Annotated in this window: 13 protein-coding genes; 1 reads left to right on the top strand and 12 read right to left on the bottom strand. The window is 65.3% G+C overall.

The genetic code is table 11. The features are described from left to right. Window positions 1–94 precede the first annotated feature (94 nt). Window positions 95–727: a phosphotransferase gene (locus LPB260_RS22630; protein ID WP_208708105.1), complete on the top strand. Its 633-nt coding sequence runs from the start codon at window positions 95–97 to the stop codon at window positions 725–727. A gap of 17 nt (window positions 728–744) precedes the next feature. Here LPB260_RS22630 and LPB260_RS22625 read toward each other — a convergent pair whose 3' ends face one another. The 12 genes from LPB260_RS22625 to glnE form a co-directional block, all read right to left on the bottom strand. Then, window positions 745–2,196 (bottom strand): hypothetical protein, encoded by a 1,452-nt coding sequence (locus tag LPB260_RS22625; protein ID WP_256625544.1) that lies wholly within the window; start codon window positions 2,194–2,196, stop codon window positions 745–747. Between the two features lie 20 nt (window positions 2,197–2,216). After that, window positions 2,217–3,143, bottom strand: a complete 927-nt coding sequence (locus LPB260_RS22620) for a glycosyltransferase family A protein (RefSeq protein ID WP_208708104.1) — start codon at window positions 3,141–3,143, stop codon at window positions 2,217–2,219. Next, on the bottom strand, window positions 3,130–4,884 hold the full coding sequence (locus LPB260_RS22615) for a carbamoyltransferase (protein WP_208708103.1): 1,755 nt from the start codon (window positions 4,882–4,884) through the stop codon (window positions 3,130–3,132). Before LPB260_RS22615 ends, LPB260_RS22620 begins: the two co-directional genes overlap by 14 nt. 11 nt (window positions 4,885–4,895) lie before the next feature. Then, the gene (locus LPB260_RS22610; RefSeq protein ID WP_208708102.1) at window positions 4,896–6,371 is read right to left on the bottom strand and encodes a lipopolysaccharide kinase InaA family protein; all 1,476 of its coding nucleotides are present in this window, start codon (window positions 6,369–6,371) and stop codon (window positions 4,896–4,898) included. Then, complete coding sequence (locus LPB260_RS22605; protein WP_208708101.1) at window positions 6,368–7,114, bottom strand: lipopolysaccharide kinase InaA family protein; 747 nt, start codon at window positions 7,112–7,114, stop codon at window positions 6,368–6,370. The genes LPB260_RS22610 and LPB260_RS22605 overlap by 4 nt, the downstream gene beginning before the upstream one ends. Then, the gene (locus LPB260_RS22600; RefSeq protein ID WP_208708100.1) at window positions 7,111–7,845 is read right to left on the bottom strand and encodes a lipopolysaccharide kinase InaA family protein; all 735 of its coding nucleotides are present in this window, start codon (window positions 7,843–7,845) and stop codon (window positions 7,111–7,113) included. Before LPB260_RS22600 ends, LPB260_RS22605 begins: the two co-directional genes overlap by 4 nt. Next, window positions 7,845–8,651, bottom strand: a complete 807-nt coding sequence (gene rfaP / locus LPB260_RS22595; RefSeq protein WP_208708099.1) for a lipopolysaccharide core heptose(I) kinase RfaP — start codon at window positions 8,649–8,651, stop codon at window positions 7,845–7,847. Before rfaP ends, LPB260_RS22600 begins: the two co-directional genes overlap by 1 nt. After that, window positions 8,648–9,769 (bottom strand): glycosyltransferase family 4 protein, encoded by a 1,122-nt coding sequence (locus tag LPB260_RS22590; protein WP_208708098.1) that lies wholly within the window; start codon window positions 9,767–9,769, stop codon window positions 8,648–8,650. Before LPB260_RS22590 ends, rfaP begins: the two co-directional genes overlap by 4 nt. Then, window positions 9,769–10,770: a lipopolysaccharide heptosyltransferase I gene (waaC, locus tag LPB260_RS22585; RefSeq protein WP_208708097.1), complete on the bottom strand. Its 1,002-nt coding sequence runs from the start codon at window positions 10,768–10,770 to the stop codon at window positions 9,769–9,771. Before waaC ends, LPB260_RS22590 begins: the two co-directional genes overlap by 1 nt. Beyond that, entirely contained in the window at window positions 10,770–11,813 is a 1,044-nt protein-coding gene (gene waaF, locus LPB260_RS22580; RefSeq protein WP_208708096.1) for a lipopolysaccharide heptosyltransferase II, read from the bottom strand. The genes waaC and waaF overlap by 1 nt, the downstream gene beginning before the upstream one ends. Window positions 11,814–11,922: 109 nt before the next feature. Beyond that, window positions 11,923–12,846, bottom strand: coding sequence for a branched-chain amino acid transaminase (locus LPB260_RS22575; RefSeq protein WP_208708095.1), 924 nt, complete (start codon window positions 12,844–12,846; stop codon window positions 11,923–11,925). Between the two features lie 71 nt (window positions 12,847–12,917). After that, the gene (glnE, locus tag LPB260_RS22570) at window positions 12,918–15,863 is read right to left on the bottom strand and encodes a bifunctional [glutamate--ammonia ligase]-adenylyl-L-tyrosine phosphorylase/[glutamate--ammonia-ligase] adenylyltransferase (RefSeq protein WP_208708094.1); all 2,946 of its coding nucleotides are present in this window, start codon (window positions 15,861–15,863) and stop codon (window positions 12,918–12,920) included. Window positions 15,864–15,892: the final 29 nt, after the last annotated feature.

The following is a 15,892-nucleotide window of genomic DNA, read 5'->3' as shown; positions in this document are numbered from 1 at the left end:
AACACACTCTCTCTCAAGCCCCTTCGAGGATCAGTACCGTTTTGCTTGAGGAGAATACTGAGTATCATCAGCCCCCCCTTTCAGAGCAGCGGCCATGCGACGTATCGACCCAACTGACTATGCGACCCTACGCTACGGCGCAGAAGTGCTGGAGGCCGACAGCTTTGGCGATAAGGTCCTGCGCCTGCGGGATGGAAATTTCATCAAACTGTTCAGGCGCAAGCGTCTTTTCTCATCAGCATTGATCTGGCCCTACGCCGCGCGTTTCGCCCGCAACGCCAAAGCCCTTGCCGCTGCTGGCATACGCTGCCCAACCGTTCTCGGAGTCTACCGCGCCCATGACATCGAGCGCGACATTGTCTACTACGCCCCCCTCCCCGGACAAACGCTTCGCCAGCTTCGGGAGAGCCAAGCTCCAGACCAATTGCATGAGGACCTCGGAAAATTTGTCGCTCATTTGCATGACGTAGGCGTCTATTTCCGCTCTTTGCACCTCGGGAATATCGTTCTAACGCCCGAAGGTGAGCTGGGCCTGATCGACATTGCCGACTTGCGGCAATATCGACACGCTTTAGGTAAAAGCAAACGCCTGCGAAATCTCCGACACCTGTTTCGAGACCCAGCAGATAGCCAGTGGCTAGAGTCGGGACCTTTTCTGCAGTCCTATAGGTCGAACAGCAAACTGATCATCGATAGTACGAAAATCGACAGCACGCAGAGACGATGAGCTGAAGAACAGCTACCTCAGTCTCCAATGATCAAGACGGTTTCACCTTTACGGTTTTCGAACTGACTGAGTATTTGTCTGCGCTCCCGATCCAACCATTCAGCCAGCCAGGGCTCCTCAGCCTCGGCCTCGATTAAAAAATAGCGGAACTTGCTGGCGTTCTTAACACTCATGGCCTGCTCACGGGTTAGATCCATGCGCGGATACCCCCAACCGGCGTAGTAGGCGATCCGTGAGTCGTCGTAGTAGATCCCCTCCCCTGGATCCACATGCGCGGACAGCCAGTGCCCCGCCTCAACATAATGGGTTTTCTTGGCACTGAGGGACACCACGTTATCCAACATGACAAGCACGGCAAGCGCCACCAGCACGCGAGCCATGCGGGAATGAGCACGCGCGAACAGCCACAGCCCCAGGCTCAAAAGAGGCACGGCAAGCAAGCCGAGGTAACTGGTGTAGCGCGAATTTATAAACCTTTCCTGAATAAAGAAGAGCAACAGCACTATGACATATATTGCCATCGCCAAAGCGAATGGCTTGTACGCCCGCCAGTACTGAAGAGCAGAGCCCCAAGCTAGACGACTAAGGTACGGCAAGGCGAAAGGGCCACACAGCTTGATGAAGCTTAGCGCGATCACCGTTAACATCCCCGAAAGAAGCAGAACAATTGCATCATCCGATGAGTACTTGTTCAAGACGGCATCAGACATCTCCTGCGCCATCACCAACAACTTGCTATGGACCTGGCCTGGATTGAGCATCGACAGGAAATACTCTATCCGTCCTTGGCTAAATCCGCCCTGCTGATACAGCACCGTAAGGCCGACCAGCGCCACAAAAATTGGCAAGGCATTAAGCTTAAGTAATGCCATCCAACCACCACGCCGACTCAGATCGGGCAACAGGCAGAAATTTATCGCCGCGATCAGCAATATAGCTTCCAGCCGAAATAAAGCCGCCATAACGATCGACACCTGAATTGCGACCGCACCAAACCAGCTTCTGCGCTCATACCAACGCAGCGCGAGCCAAAGCGCCAATACCGAAAAAAACCAGAACCCATACTCTCGCAGGATATCGCTACGAAAGGAGTTGAATGCCGGAACTGACAGCACAACGAGACAAGCCCATGGCGCCGCCCCAGGAAAGCTCCGCCGCACGCAGTCGACTAGCAGCGCACAGGTTCCAGCCAAGAAGAACGCGCACCAGAGGTAAGCACTGGCCTCAAGCGGTAGCCCTGTAAGCACATGAGTGCCCGCTAACAACAAAGGAAACCAAGGCCAGTTGAACACCTTGAACGCAACAAGAGGCCCCTGCTCTACCGAGCGCTGAGCAATGTCCAGATAGAACGCGGCATCTTTTCCGACCGTTGCCACGCCTAATACAGCGATAAAAGAGAGCAACAAACTGCCCCAAAAAGCCCAATGAGGCGAAGAAAGCATACCTATCTGTCTGATCAACACTTGCATTACCGCTCCATACATTACCGTTAGCGCCGATTGCGCGTTCCCCTTCCTAGCAACCGAAGCGCCTTGCGCAGATAGCTCCAACGCAGTGCCTGGTAAGGGTGCAGTTCTAAGGCATGCCAATAGAACCGTTTTGCTGCCTCCCGATCCCCCCCTAACACGGCTGCGCGAAACAAGGACAAGTAGCGCTGCGCTTCATATTGGCGGCGTAGCTGCTGGCACTCGTGCGGAAGGCCCGCGAAAACCTCCCGGACCATCCTTTGCGCGACGACCTCTTCATCCTCACGATTGTGTCGCAGGCTATCTGAATGCTTGTGGATTCTGGCCAGAGGACGCGCGGTTGTTACAACCAATGCATTGACCAAGAGATAGGCAAAAACCGGAACATCCTCGCCAGTACGCAAACTTTCGGGGTAAGGACGCTGCAACAAAAGATCACGCCGAAAGAGCGTACAGCAGTGAGATATCGATATTTTCTTTTCCAGCAAGTATCGCCGGGTCAACTCGCAAGGGGAGTGAGTGTTAGTAACCGGCGTGGGCAATCGGATCCGCTCACGACCGTCGGGATACACTGACACCTGCGCGCCAAGAACCAGCCCCGCCTCAGGGTTGTGGGCCAACACCTCCCTCAGGCAACTCAAAGCGCCCGGGAGCAGCTCATCGTCCGCGTCCAGCAATAATGCAAAGCGCCCACGAGCCAAGCGAATACCACTATTGCGCGCAGCGGCCGCCCCAGCGTTCACTTGGTGTTCGACTCGAAAACCTTGAATTTGTTGCCTTTGATATGCGGCCAAAACTTCGCCGGTATTATCCCGAGAACCATCATTGACCACGATCAACTCGACGTCCTCAGCCATCTGCTGAAATACCGAGTTTAGGGCTCTCGGCAGCAGATGGGCGTAGTTATACGTCGGGATGATGACGCTGATCAGCGGCTCAGGCCTGCTCATACCAGTCCTTGCCGTCCTTGACCACGAGGATGTCCTCCATGATCAGGTACTGCAGGTCGGAGCCGTGGAACATGTTCAGGGCATCGGTCGGCGAGCAGATCATCGGTTCGCCGCGGCGGTTCAGCGAGGTGTTCAGCGACACGCCGTTGCCGGTGAGCTTCTCCAGCTCCAGCATCATGTCGTAGTAGCGCGGGTTGTACTCGCGCTTGAGCACCTGGGCGCGGGAGGTGCCGTCCTCGTGCACCACTTCGCCGACGCGGGCCTTCCACTCCTCGTTGACCTCGAAGGTGAAGGTCATGAACGGGCTCGGGTGGTCGACCTTGAGCATCTGCGGGCCGACGGTGTCGAGCATCGACGGGCAGAAGGGGCGCCAGCGCTCGCGGAACTTGATCTGTTCGTTGATCCGGTCGGCCACCCCGGGGATGCTCGGGCAACCGATGATCGAGCGACCGCCGAGGGCCCGCGGGCCGAACTCCATGCGCCCCTGGAACCAGGCCACCGGGTTGCCGTCGACCATGATCCTGGCGATGCGCTGGGGCATGTCGGCGATCTGCTTGAACCTGGGCTTGCTCGGGTGGCGCGCGCAGGCGGCGATGACGTCTTCGTTGGAGTAGGACGGGCCGAGGTAGACGTGCTCCATCTTCTCCACCGGCACGCCGCGCTGGTGCGACACATAGGCGGCGGCGCCGACCGCGGTGCCGGCGTCACCGGAGGCCGGCTGGACGAACAGCTCCTTGACCTCGGGGCGGGCGATGATCTTCTGGTTGAGCTTGACGTTCAGCGCGCAGCCGCCGGCGAAGGCTATCTTGCCGGTCTCCTTGATGATGTCGCCGAGGTAGTGGTCCATCATCTGCAGCGCCAGCTTCTCGAACAGCGCCTGCATGCTGGCGGCGTAGTGGATGTAGGGGTCGTCGGCGATGTCGCCTTCGCGCTTGGGCCCCAGCCACTCGATCAGCTTCTTGGAGAAGTAGAAGCCCTTGCCCTTCTCCTTGTAGCGGCGCAGGCCGATTACGTTGGCGTAGTCGGTGTTGATCACCAGCTGGCCGTTCTCGAAGGTCGCCAGACGGGAGAAGTCGTACTTGCTGGCGTCGCCGTAGGGCGCCATGCCCATGACCTTGAACTCGCCGTCGAGCATCTCGAAACCGAGGAACTCGGTGATCGCGCCGTACAGGCCGCCGAGCGAATCTGGATCGTAGAATTCCTTGATCTTGTGGATCTTGCCGTTCTCGCCATAGCCGAAGAAGGTGGTGGCGTACTCGCCCTTGCCATCGATGCCGAGGATCGCCGTCTTCTCCTTGAAACCCGAGCAGTGGTAGGCGCTGGAGGCATGGGCCAGGTGGTGCTCGACCGGCTCGATCTTGACCTTCTTCGCATCGAAGCCCAGCTGCTCCAGGCACCAGACGATCTTCTTGCGGTAGCGCTTGTAGCGCCGGTTGCCCATCAGGATCGCATCGAGGGCGCGGTCCGGGGCGTACCAGTAGCGCTTGGCGTAATGCCAGCGGGCCTCGCCGAACAGGCTGATGGGGGCGAAGGGAATCGCCACCACGTCGACATCCGCGGGCTTGATCCCGGCCTGCTCCAGGCAGAACTTGGCCGACTCGTAGGGCATGCGGTTCTTGGCGTGCTTGTCGCGCACGAAGCGTTCTTCTTCAGCGGCCGCGATCAGCTTGCCATCGATATACAGGGCTGCCGACGGATCATGACTGAGGGCGCCGGAAAGGCCGAGAATGGTCAGTGCCACTGGTTTTGCCTCTATTCAGGGCAGGTGCCGGGCACCTGCGGTAAACGTTGGTCGAGCAACTGGTGAAGCGCCGAGTCGGCCGGCCAGTTGCGCAGGAATCGCGCGCGGTCGCGGGCATAGGCCCGGGCGAAACTGCGCATGCTGTGGTGCTGGCACATGGCATCGAGGTCGATCAAGGCCCATCTGCCGCCCTGTTCCTGGCCATCCCAGAACAGGTTGTGCCCCTTGAAATCGCCGTGGCTGATGCGCTCGCGCACCAAGGCGGCGAACAAGCGATCCAGCGCCAGGAGTTCGTGCTCAGGGGGCGAACTGCGCCCTTCTGTATCCAAGTACGGCCGAAAACGCGCGATTATATCCTGCCCGCCGCAGTATTCGGTAATCAGGTAGGCACGACCGCGCAGCCAGCACCAGCGCCGCTCCAGCACCGCCAGCGGGCGCGGCGTGGCGATGCCGAGCAGCTCCAGGCGATTGCCCTCGACCCAGCTGTGCCAGGCCCGGCTCGGCCGCCAGAAACGCTTCAGCCAGTGACCGAAGTGCTTGATGTTGTAGCGCTTGACCACCAGCGGGCGGCCGTCCAGTTCGACCCGCGCCACGGTGGCGGCGCCGCCGGTCTTGTAGACATGGCCCTGCTCGGTGAGGCGGTCGAGATCGGCCAGCAGCGGCTGCAGCGCCGCTTCCTGCTCCCGGCGTACCACCCGCAGACCGAAGGCGCCGACCTTGGCGCTGAACAGACTGCAGTCGCGGGCGACCTTGCGCAGGTAGTCGCGCAGGCGCCAACGGCGCACCTTGGCGGTCTCCTCGAGCAGCGCCTCCAGCGGCAGGGCATGCTCGCCGTTGACCAGCAGATAGTGCACCAGCAGCTCTTCGATAAAGGGCTCCAGCTCGACTGGAAGCTGGGCGAACAGTATCCCGAGATTCTCCAGCACCAACTCCCGCGACAGGGGTTGCCCCGGGACCTGCGCCTGCACCCCGCCGCCGTCGATGACCAGCAACCGCCCCCCATGCCGCAGCAGATTGTCCAGGTGCAGGTCGGCCTGCCACAGCCCCCTGGCATGCAGCTGCGCCACCGTCGCCAGGGCCTCGCCCAGCACCGCCTGCTGAGCGGCGCTGAGCAACGGCTGCGGCTCGACCTGACGCCAGGCGTCCCACAGGCTTTCGGCGCCCTCCAGGTAGTCGAACAGCAGCCAGCCGCCCTCACCCTCGCGCAGGCCGTCGGCCAGCAGCAGCGGCGTCGCCAGCCCCTGCCCGGCGAGCAGACGCGCACCGTCCAGCTCGCGGCGGAAATGTCGCGCCGCCCTGGCCCCGACCAGCAGCTTGGCCAGCACCTTGCGCCCGCGCCATTCGGCCAGGCCGACGTAGCGCTGGCCCGGCAGCACGCGCAGCAGGCTGCTCAGGGTCAGCACGGCCGGTCCGGCGGCATCTTCCAGCTCCAGCTGCAGAGGCAGTGTGGGCGTCCTGCCGGCGCGCGCCAGCTCGGCCAGGGTCATCGGCGCCCCTCCTTGTCCTGGCGACGCCGGCCCAGGCGGCTGCTCCAGCGCTCCAGTTCGGCGCCGGATGACAGGTAGGCCGCCAACAGCTGGCGCACCTCGTCCTCGCCCCAGGCGCCAGCGCGGCGCAGCAGCGGCTCGAGATCCTTGATCCGGTCGCGCTCGCCGAACAGCAGCGGCCGGGTCTTCTCCAGGTCGATCAACTGGGCGTCGAAGCCGCCGCCCGCCTCGCGCAGGAATATATGTTTGGGGTAGAAACAGCCATGCACCTGCCCCGCCCCGTGCAGGCGCCTGGCCAGCGCCCCGCAGGCGCGCAGAATGCCCTGGCGCCGAGGCTCGTCGAGGGCGGACCAGCCCTGCAGCCAGTGGTCCAGGTCCAGCCAGCCGTCCAGGGCGCGGGTCAGCAGCACCGCGCGGCGTTCTCCCGGCACACGGCGCTCGGCGAAGAAGGCGGCCTGCAAGGCCGGGATGCCCAGCCGGCGATAACGCTGGATGTTGCGGAACTCGCGGGCGAAGGTCGGCTCGCCCAGGGGATGCAGCACGCTGCGGGTCAGGTGGTTGCTCTGGCGCTTGAGGTAGAAGGCCGCGTCGCCCAGCTCCAGGCGATAGACGCTGCTCCAACCGCCGCGTTCGGTATTCGGCTCGTCCACCGCCTCCAGCTCCAGCGCCCATAGCGCGGAGAAGCTGGCCAGGCCATGGCGCTCGAGCAGTGCGCGGTCCTCGGCGGCGATAAAGTCGCTCATTCGCGGCCCTCGAAAAACCCGACGATCTGGCGGATGCGCCGCTTGTCCCGTGCGCTCAGGCGCCGGTGCCCGCGGTACTGCAAGTAGAAGCGCAGGCGCTGGCTGCGCGACAACGCGCGCTTGGCCACCTTGTCCAGGCAGGCCAGGTCCTTGATGACCCGGTAGCGCAGCAGGGGGCCCCACCAGAAGGCGCCGGTCGGGCAGTCGATGAAGAACAGCTCGGCCTGCTCGTTGACCAGCAGGTTGCGCCACTTCAGGTCGTTATGGGTGAAGTGGTGCCCATGCAGGGCGCGCGTCGCCGCGGCCAGCTGGCGGCTGATGCGGTCGACCCAGTGGCGATCGCGCAGCCAGGGATGGTCGCGCAGCGCCAGGTGGTTCATGTCCAGGGTGTCCGGCAGCTCGCGGGTGACCAGGGCGCCGCGGACGAAGGCGCCGAGCTGGCGCTCCAGGCCGTAGGCGACGATGGGCGCGGTGGGAATGCCCCACCTGGCGAAGTGCTTGAGGTTCTGCCACTCGGCCTTGACCCGCGGACGGCCGATATAGCGGCGCAATCCCTTGCCGGCGCCCCAGTAGCGCTTGACGTAGTAGCGCACCCCATCGCGCTCGATGCGGATCACCTCGGACAGCGGGTCACTGGTGATGCGCTCGCCCTCAAGGGCGAAGACCGCCTCCAGGCTGCCGAACTCGGCGGCCCGCCCGGCGTATTCGGGTTGCAGTGTCCAGCCAGCCATCAGAGCGCATCCCCATAACGCTGCTTGCGTGCGTAGAGCTTGTCGGCACGGCGCTCCAGCCAGGCGAGCAGGCGCGCCTCATCACGCAGGACCTGGCGCAGCGGCAGGCGGAAATAGGCCTTGAGGAAGCGCAGCTTGTCGCGCCGACTGAGGCCGATGTTCAGGGCGGAGAAGTACAGCCCGGCCAGGTCCTTGTCGCGCCAGCGGCGCGGCACCGCGGCGCGGGTCTGGGCGCGGTGCAGGTCGATCAGCGACAGGCGGAAATCGCCGGCCGCCACCGCTCGGTCGGTGTGCAACAGGAAGTGGCAGATATAGCAGTCGCGGTGGTTGACCCCGGCGCGGTGCATGGTGCCGGTCATGTTCGCCACTTCGGCGATCAATGCGCGCTTGAGCGCCGGCTCTGGCGGCTGGCGTTGCCAGTCGAGGCTGAAGTCTTCCAGGCTGACGGTCGGCGCCAGCTCCTCGGTGACGATAAAGGAGTGCTGGCTGGCCGGATTGCCACCGCGCTCGCCGTAGGCCACCGCGGTCATGGTCGGCACGCCGGCCTGGTGCAGACGCTCGAGGGCTCGCCATTCCTGGCCGGCGCCGAGCACCGGGAGCTTGGCGCTGAACAGGTTCTTGGCGATCTCGCCCCAGCCGATGCCGCGGTGGATCTTGACGAAATAGCCACGCCCGGCCACCTCGGTGCGCAGGGTGCGCCGGCCCTCCAGCTCGCGGTAGACCTGGCCCTGCAGGGCCTCGACCTCGACGAAGGGGTCCTTGCCGGCCCACAGACTCTTGAACGGCTCGTTCAACAACAACTTCATGGACGCTCCGCCAGAATCACATCGGCCGCCCGCTGCGGCATGGAATACAGGTCAGCCGAGTCGGCGTAGGCCAGGCCGTTGCGCTGCCACTGGCCGCGCTGGGCATCGTCCTCGAGCATCTCGCGCAAGTTGCGGTTGAGCTGCTGCTGCTCGAAGGGACTGCTCAGCACCCGGCCGGCGTCGGCCTCGGCGATGTAGTGGGCATAGCCGCAGACATCGGTGACCAGCACCGGCAGGCCGGCGACCAGGGCCTCCAGCAGCACGGTGCCGGTGTTCTCGTTGTAGGCCGGATGGATCAGCAGGTCGGCGCCGAGGAGGAAGCGCGGAATGTCGCTGCGGCCCTTGAGTATCTGCACCTGCTCGGAGATGCCCAGGGCCTTGATCTGCAGCAGGAAGGGCTTGGGGTCGTCCTGGCCGATGACGATCAGCCGGGTGCGCTGGCGCAGCTCGCGCGGCAGCGCGGCGACCGCCTTGAGGCTGCGATCCAGGCCCTTGGTCTTGAAGCCGGAGCCGATCTGCACCAGCAGCAGCTCGTCGTCCGCCAGGCCGAACTCGGCGCGGAACTCGGCGCGGATCTGCGCGGCATTGGCCGGCGCCCGGCGATCCTGGGCGATGCCCGGCGGCAGCAGGTGGAAGCGCTCGGCCGGGGTGGCGTAGTGCTTGACGAACAGCGGCTGCTGCACCTCGGAAATCATCAGGATCTCGGTCTTAGACTCGGGGGCGAACACCGCCCGCTCGTAGTCGGCGAAGTGCTTGTAGCGCCCCCAGCGGCGGTACAAGGGATTGCGCAGGGTCTGCGCCTTGTCCTCGAAACAGCCGTCGGCGGCGTAGTAGACATCCAGCCCGGGCATCTTGTTGAAGCCGATCACTCGCTCGACCGGGCGCCGGGCCAGGTCGGCCTCGACCCAGGCGGTGAGCTTCTCGTTGCGCCGGTGGTTGAACAGCGCCTTGACCGGCACCACCACCACCTCGAAACCCGCCGGCACTTCGCCCTCCCAGATCGGCGTATAGACGCGAATGGCGTGGCCGCGCTTCTGGCACTCCAGGGCGATGCGCATGAAGTCGCGCTGCAGGCCGCCGTAGGGGAAATACTTGTAGAGGATAAAAGCCAGCTGCATCAGACGATTTCCTCGGCCAGCAACAACGCCTGCAACTCGGTGGCCACCCGTTCGGGGCGCAGCTCGTCGAGGCAGGGTTTGTGGCGGTCGCCGAGGCCGGCATTGGGCCCGCTGGCGCACAGGTGGATCTGCGCCCGGCCATAGGCGCCGACGCGCCCCGGCAGGGTCGGTCCGTAGAGGGAGATGCTCGGCACATCCAGCGCGGCGGCCAGGTGGCCCAGACCGGTGTCCACCGCCACGCAGGCCTGGGCCCCGGCGATCACCTTGGCCACTCCGGCCAGGTTCAACCTGGGCAGTACCGCGGCGTTGTCCAGGCCGGCGGCGATGCGCTCGGCCCGCGCCCGCTCCTGCTCATTGCCCCAGGGCAGGCGAAGCGCCCAGCCCTGCTCGCTGAGCTGCTCGGCCAGCTCGCGCCAGTAGGCCTCCGGCCAATGCTTGCTCGGCCAGGTGGTGCCATGCAGGAACAGCACATAGGGCTGCGTCGCAGCGCCGGCGAGCTGGGCCCGGTTCAAGCCGTAATCGCCGAGGCCGGCCGGCAGCGGATAGTCCAGCGCCTGGGCGAACAGCTGGCGCACGCGTTCCAGGGCATGCTGCTCGCGGGGCACGTTATAGGTCCGGTCATAGAAACGGCTGGCGATGGGCTCGCGTGCCGAGTCGCGATCCAGGCCGGCCACCGGCGCCTTGACGTAGCGGGTCAGCCAGGCGCTCTTGAGCAGGCCCTGGGCATCGATCACCAGGTCGTAACGGGTCTCGCCCAGGCGCTGCTTGAAGCGGCGCCACTCGCCATTGCTCAGGGTCTGCCAGAGGTTCTTGCGCCAGCGGCGGATGGCCACCGGAATCACCCGGGCCACCGCCGGGTGCCAGGCCGGAATCTCGGCGAAACCCTCCTCCACCACCCAGTCGAACTGGATCCCGGGGATGGCCCGGGCCGCGTCGGTGAGCGCCGGCAGGCTGTGCACCACATCGCCCAGGGAGGACGTCTTGATCAGCAGCACCCGCATCAATCGACCTCGACCGGCTCGATCGGATCGCCGACCAGGCGATCCAGGGCCTCCAGCACTGGCTGCGGCGCCAGCTCGCGCAGGCAGTTGTAGTGACCGAAGCGACAGGTGCGGTCGAAGCAGGGGCTGCACTCCAGGCCCAGCCGGACGATCTCCACCTGCTCGGCCAGCGGCGGGGTGAACTGCGGCGAGGTCGAGCCGTAGACCGCCACCAGCGGCCGATTGAGCGCCGCGGCCACGTGCATCAGGCCGGAATCGTTGGACACCACCGCCGTGGCGCAGGACAGCAGGTCGATGGCCTCGGCCAGGCTGGTCTCGCCGGCGAGGTTGACCGCCTCCTCGCGCAAGCCGGGAATCAGCCGCGCGCGAATGTCCTCGCCGACCGGATGATCGTTCTTCGAGCCGAACAGCCAGACCTGCCAGCCGGCGCGGATCTTGGCCTCGGCGACCCTGGCGTAGTGTTCGCTGGGCCAGCGCTTGGCCTCGCCGAACTCGGCGCCGGGACAGAGCGCCAGCACCGGTCGATCCAGGCTCAGGGCGAAGCGGCCGAGGGCCGCGTCGCGACTGGCCGCCTCGATCTGCAGGCTGGGCCGCGGATAGGGACGCGGCAGCTGCGCGCCGGGTTCGAAGGCCAGCGCCATGAAGCGCTCGATCATCAGCGGGTAGCGCTGCTTGTCCAGCTTGCGCACATCGTTGAGCAGGCCGTAGCGCATCTCGCCCTTCCAGCCGGTGCGCTTGGCAATGCCGGCGAAGAACGGCACCAGGGCCGACTTGAGCGAGTTGGGCAGCAGGATCGCCTGATCGTACTGACCGACCAGGGACTTGCCGATGCGCCGGCGGGTCGCCAGCTGCAGCACGCCGTGGCCAAGGGGAAAACTCAGGGCTCGCCGCACCTCGGGCATGCGCTCGAGGATCGGCCGGCTCCATTCCGGCGCCAGTACGTCGATATCGCAGTCGCCGTGGCGCTGCTTCAGGCACTGGAACAGCGTCTGCGCCATCACCATGTCGCCCACCCAGCTGGGGCCTACGATCAGTATTCTCATGCCTATCCCAGAAACGACCGAGGAGGCTTGCGCCTCCCGGTTGTAGTTGCCTTGTCGCTCAGTGCGCGACCACCCACCGCATCGACGGGCGGCTGCCCGTCCCGCGAGCTTATTTGACCAGGGTGCGCCACTCGGCGTGGTTGCGGGTCTTGCCGGTCACCAGGTCGAAGTAGGCGGTCTGCAGCTTTTCGGTCACCGGGCCACGGCGCCCGGCGCCGATCTGCCGGCCGTCCACTTCGCGGATCGGCGTGACCTCGGCGGCGGTGCCGGTGAAGAAGGCCTCGTCGGCGATGTACACCTCGTCGCGGGTGATGCGCTTCTCGATCACCTTGATGCCCAGCTCCTCGGCCAGGGTCAGCACGGTGTTGCGGGTGATGCCGTTGAGGCAGGAGGTGACCTCCGGGGTGTACACCACGCCATCCTTGACCAGGAAGATGTTCTCCCCCGAACCCTCGGCCACGTAGCCTTCCGGATCCAGAAGCATGGCCTCGTCGGCGCCACCGGAGATGGCTTCCTGCAGGGCCAGCATCGAGTTGATGTAGTTGCCGTTGGCCTTGGCCCGGGTCATGGAGATGTTGACGTGATGCCGGGTGAAGGAGCTGGTGCGCACCTTGATGCCGACCTGCAGGGCCTCGTCGCCCATGTAGGCGCCCCAGTTCCACGCTGCCACGATCACCTGGACCTTCAGGCCGCTGGCGCGCAGGCCCATGGCTTCGGATCCGTAGAACACCATCGGGCGGATATAGGCGCTTTCCAGATTGTTCTCGCGCACCGCGGCGCGGGTCGCCTCGTTGATCTCGTCTTTGCTGAAGGGGATCTTCATGCCCATGATGTGGGCCGAATCGAACAGCCGATCGGTGTGCGCCTGCAGGCGGAAGATCGCCGTGCCATCGGGGGTGTTGTAGGCGCGCACGCCCTCGAACACGCCCATGCCATAGTGCAGGGTGTGGGTCAGCACATGGGTGGTGGCGTCGCGCCACGGCACCAGCTTGCCGTCATACCAAATCACACCATCACGATCGGCCATCGACATAGTTGCCTGCTCCTCAAATTCGCTTCGTACACTGCCACCGGCGGACGCTGCGCCTGCCGATCGGCACTCATTCAGTTCAAGCCAAGCGCCTGCCAGATGCGCAGCACGCTGCGTCGTTCGGCGTGGAACTGGTCGCCACTCACCACCCCGGGCTGCTTCTGCAGCGCCTGCCGGTGGGCCGCCGAGCGATAGGCCTTGTAGACCTCCTGCAACAGCAGGGCATCTTCTCCGGGCAGCAGGCCGACGCGCTCCAGCCCTTCCAGGATGCGGATGTTGTCGGTGAACTCGAGCAACTCCGGGTACTGTCGCGACCAGGCCAGGGCCGCGTATTGCACCATAAATTCGATATCGACGATACCTCCGGCATCCTGCTTGAGATCGAAGGGCGCCGAGGCCTCGAAGGCATTGGCCGCGGTGCCGGCGGCGGTGGCCTTGCTGCCGAGGTTGTCGCGCATCTTGGCGCGCATCTCGCTGACTTCCGCGCGCAGCTTGTCGAGATCGCGCTCACCCCCGAGCACCGCGGCGCGTACCGCCTCGAAGGCCTTGGCCACCCGCTGACAGCCGACCAGCACCCGGGCGCGCACCAGCGCCTGATGCTCCCAGGTCCAGGCCTCGTTTTCCTGGTAGCGCTGGAAGGCCCCGAGGGAGCTGACCAGCAAGCCCGCGGCGCCGGAGGGGCGCAGGCGCATATCCACCTCGTAGAGCTGGCCGGAGTTGGTCTGGGTGGTCAACAGGTGAATGATGCGCTGGCCCAGGCGAGTGAAGAACTGCGCGCCATCGATGGGCTTGGCGCCGTCGGTCTCGGCCTGGGGGTCGCCATCATGGATGAACACCAGGTCCAGGTCCGAGCCATGCCCCAGCTCGATGCCACCGACCTTGCCATAGCCGACGATGATGAAATCGGGGTCGCAGGGACTGCCATCGGCGCGGCGCGGCGCGCCGTGTTTGACCACGGTCTGGCGCCAGGCCAGGGCCAGCACCTGGTCGAGAATCGCCTCGGCCAGCCAGGTCAGGTAGTCGCTGACCTTCATCAGCGGCAGGGTGCCGGCGATCTCCGAGGCGGCGACGCGCAAGCGGTGGGCCAGCTTGAAGTGGCGCAGCGCCTCCATCTGCTGCTCCAGATCGTCCTCGGGGATGCGCATCAGCCGCTCGCGCAACTCGGCGGCCAGCTCGGGCGCCTGGGGCGGTTTGAACAGCCGGCCTTCGTTGAGCAGCTCGTCGAGCAGCAGCGGGAAGCGGGCGATCTGTTCGGCGATCCACGGACTGGCCGCGCACAGGGTCAGCAGGCGCTGCAGGGCCCCGGGATTCTCCGTCAGCAGGACCAGATAGGCCGAGCGCCGCGCCACCGCCTCGACCAGCGGCAGCACCCGCTCCAGCACCAGGTCCGGCTCCTCGTGCTCCACCGCCTGCGCCAACAATCGGGGAATAAAGGCGTCCAGGCGCTCGCGGCCGAGCCGCTGCATGGCCCGCACCTGATTACCGTTGCGCAGGCCGGCCAGGCGCTGCCGAGCCGCCGGGGCGTCGACAAAGCCGGCATCGCTGAGCTGGCGACAGGCGGCGGCCTCGTCCTGGGCGTCCTCCCACAGCGGCAGCCACTCGCCGCCGATCACCTCGTCGACCGCGCCATCCTGATCCTCGTCCGGATCGGCGATGACCTGGCGGAAATGCCAGTCGACCCGTCCGCGCCAGTGCATCAACTGCTGATGAAAGGCGTCCCAGCTGGCGAAGCCGAGCATGAAGGCCACCCGCGCCCGGTCCTGCTGGTTGTCCGGCAACATCTGCGTCTGCCGGTCGTCGATCGCCTGCAGGGCATGTTCGGTGTAGCGCAGGAACTCGTAGCCCTCGCGCAATTCCTCGACCACCGCGTCCGGCAGGTAGCCCTGCCCTGCCAGCGTGGCCAGCACCTTCAACAGAGGCCGCTGCTGCAGGCTGAGGTCGCGCCCGCCATGGATCAGCTGGAAGGCCTGGGCGATGAACTCCACCTCGCGAATGCCGCCGGCGCCCAGCTTGATGTTGTCGGCCATGCCCTTGCGCCGCACTTCCTGCTGGATCAGCAGCTTCATGCTGCGCAGCGCCTCGATGGCGGAGAAGTCCAGGTAGCGCCGATAGACGAAGGGGCGCAGCATTTCCAGCAGCTGCTCGCCGGCGAGCGGATCGCCGCCGACCACCCGCGCCTTGATCATGGCGTAGCGCTCCCAGTCGCGGCCTTGGTCCTGGTAGTACTGCTCCAGCGCATTGAAGCTGAACACCAGGGCGCCGGAGGAGCCGTAGGGGCGCAGGCGCATGTCGGTGCGGAACACGAAGCCCTCGACGGTGATGGCGTCCAACGCCTTGATTAACCGCTGGCCCAGGCGGATGAAGAACTCCTGATTATCCAGGGGACGCTTCACCCCTTCGGTCTCGCCGCCCTCCGGGTAGCCGAAGATCAGGTCGATGTCCGAAGACAGGTTGAGCTCATGGGCGCCGAGCTTGCCCATGCCGAGGATCACCATGTGCTGGGCCTGGCCACTGCGCCGCCCGATCGGCGTGCCGAACTGCGCGCAGTGGTGGGGATAGAGCCAGTGGTAGGCCAGGTCGATGCAGGCGTCGGCGAGGTCGGAAAGATCGCGGCAGGTTTCCTGCAGATCCGCCTGGCGGCCGATGTCGCGCCAGATGATGCGCAACTGCTGGCGGTTGCGGAAGCGCCGCAGACGCTGCCCCAACTCATCCTCGTCGGCACAGCCGTCTAGCGCGACGACCAACTGAGCGCGCAACTCCCCGGCCGACAGGCTGCGCTCCAGCTCCCCGGAATCTGCCAGCTCCAGCAGCATCAGCGGATCACGCAAGGCCTGCTGCAGGACGAAATCGCTGGCCGCGGACACCCGGCGCCAGGCGTCACGACGGGCCTGCGGCCAGGCGTCGAAGCGCGCCTCGGCAGCAGTGCCCAGATCGGCCAGAACCGCGCGCAAGGACTGCTCGGCGCGCAAGGCAAGGGAGTCGAGGGAAGCGGGCAAAGAGACCAGCACCGGCAAGCTCATGGTCTATCCTTTTCGGCGGGCTGCGGGTG

The organism is Pseudomonas sp. LPB0260 (genome assembly GCF_013388395.1).
The sequence above is the reverse complement of the archived record's forward strand: the minus strand, read 5'-3'. Positions and strand labels throughout refer to the sequence as shown.

Excerpts from the sequence above, each read along its gene's own strand:
- LPB260_RS22630 (WP_208708105.1), top strand. The coding sequence starts at position 95 with ATGCGACGTATCGACCCAACTGACTATGCGACCCTACGCTACGGCGCA.
- LPB260_RS22625 (WP_256625544.1), bottom strand. The coding sequence starts at position 2,196 with ATGCAAGTGTTGATCAGACAGATAGGTATGCTTTCTTCGCCTCATTGG.
- LPB260_RS22620 (WP_208708104.1), bottom strand. The coding sequence starts at position 3,143 with ATGAGCAGGCCTGAGCCGCTGATCAGCGTCATCATCCCGACGTATAAC.
- LPB260_RS22610 (WP_208708102.1), bottom strand. The coding sequence starts at position 6,371 with ATGACCCTGGCCGAGCTGGCGCGCGCCGGCAGGACGCCCACACTGCCT.
- LPB260_RS22605 (WP_208708101.1), bottom strand. The coding sequence starts at position 7,114 with ATGAGCGACTTTATCGCCGCCGAGGACCGCGCACTGCTCGAGCGCCAT.
- LPB260_RS22600 (WP_208708100.1), bottom strand. The coding sequence starts at position 7,845 with ATGGCTGGCTGGACACTGCAACCCGAATACGCCGGGCGGGCCGCCGAG.
- rfaP (WP_208708099.1), bottom strand. The coding sequence starts at position 8,651 with ATGAAGTTGTTGTTGAACGAGCCGTTCAAGAGTCTGTGGGCCGGCAAG.
- LPB260_RS22590 (WP_208708098.1), bottom strand. The coding sequence starts at position 9,769 with ATGCAGCTGGCTTTTATCCTCTACAAGTATTTCCCCTACGGCGGCCTG.
- waaC (WP_208708097.1), bottom strand. The coding sequence starts at position 10,770 with ATGCGGGTGCTGCTGATCAAGACGTCCTCCCTGGGCGATGTGGTGCAC.
- waaF (WP_208708096.1), bottom strand. The coding sequence starts at position 11,813 with ATGAGAATACTGATCGTAGGCCCCAGCTGGGTGGGCGACATGGTGATG.
- LPB260_RS22575 (WP_208708095.1), bottom strand. The coding sequence starts at position 12,846 with ATGTCGATGGCCGATCGTGATGGTGTGATTTGGTATGACGGCAAGCTG.
- glnE (WP_208708094.1), bottom strand. The coding sequence starts at position 15,863 with ATGAGCTTGCCGGTGCTGGTCTCTTTGCCCGCTTCCCTCGACTCCCTT.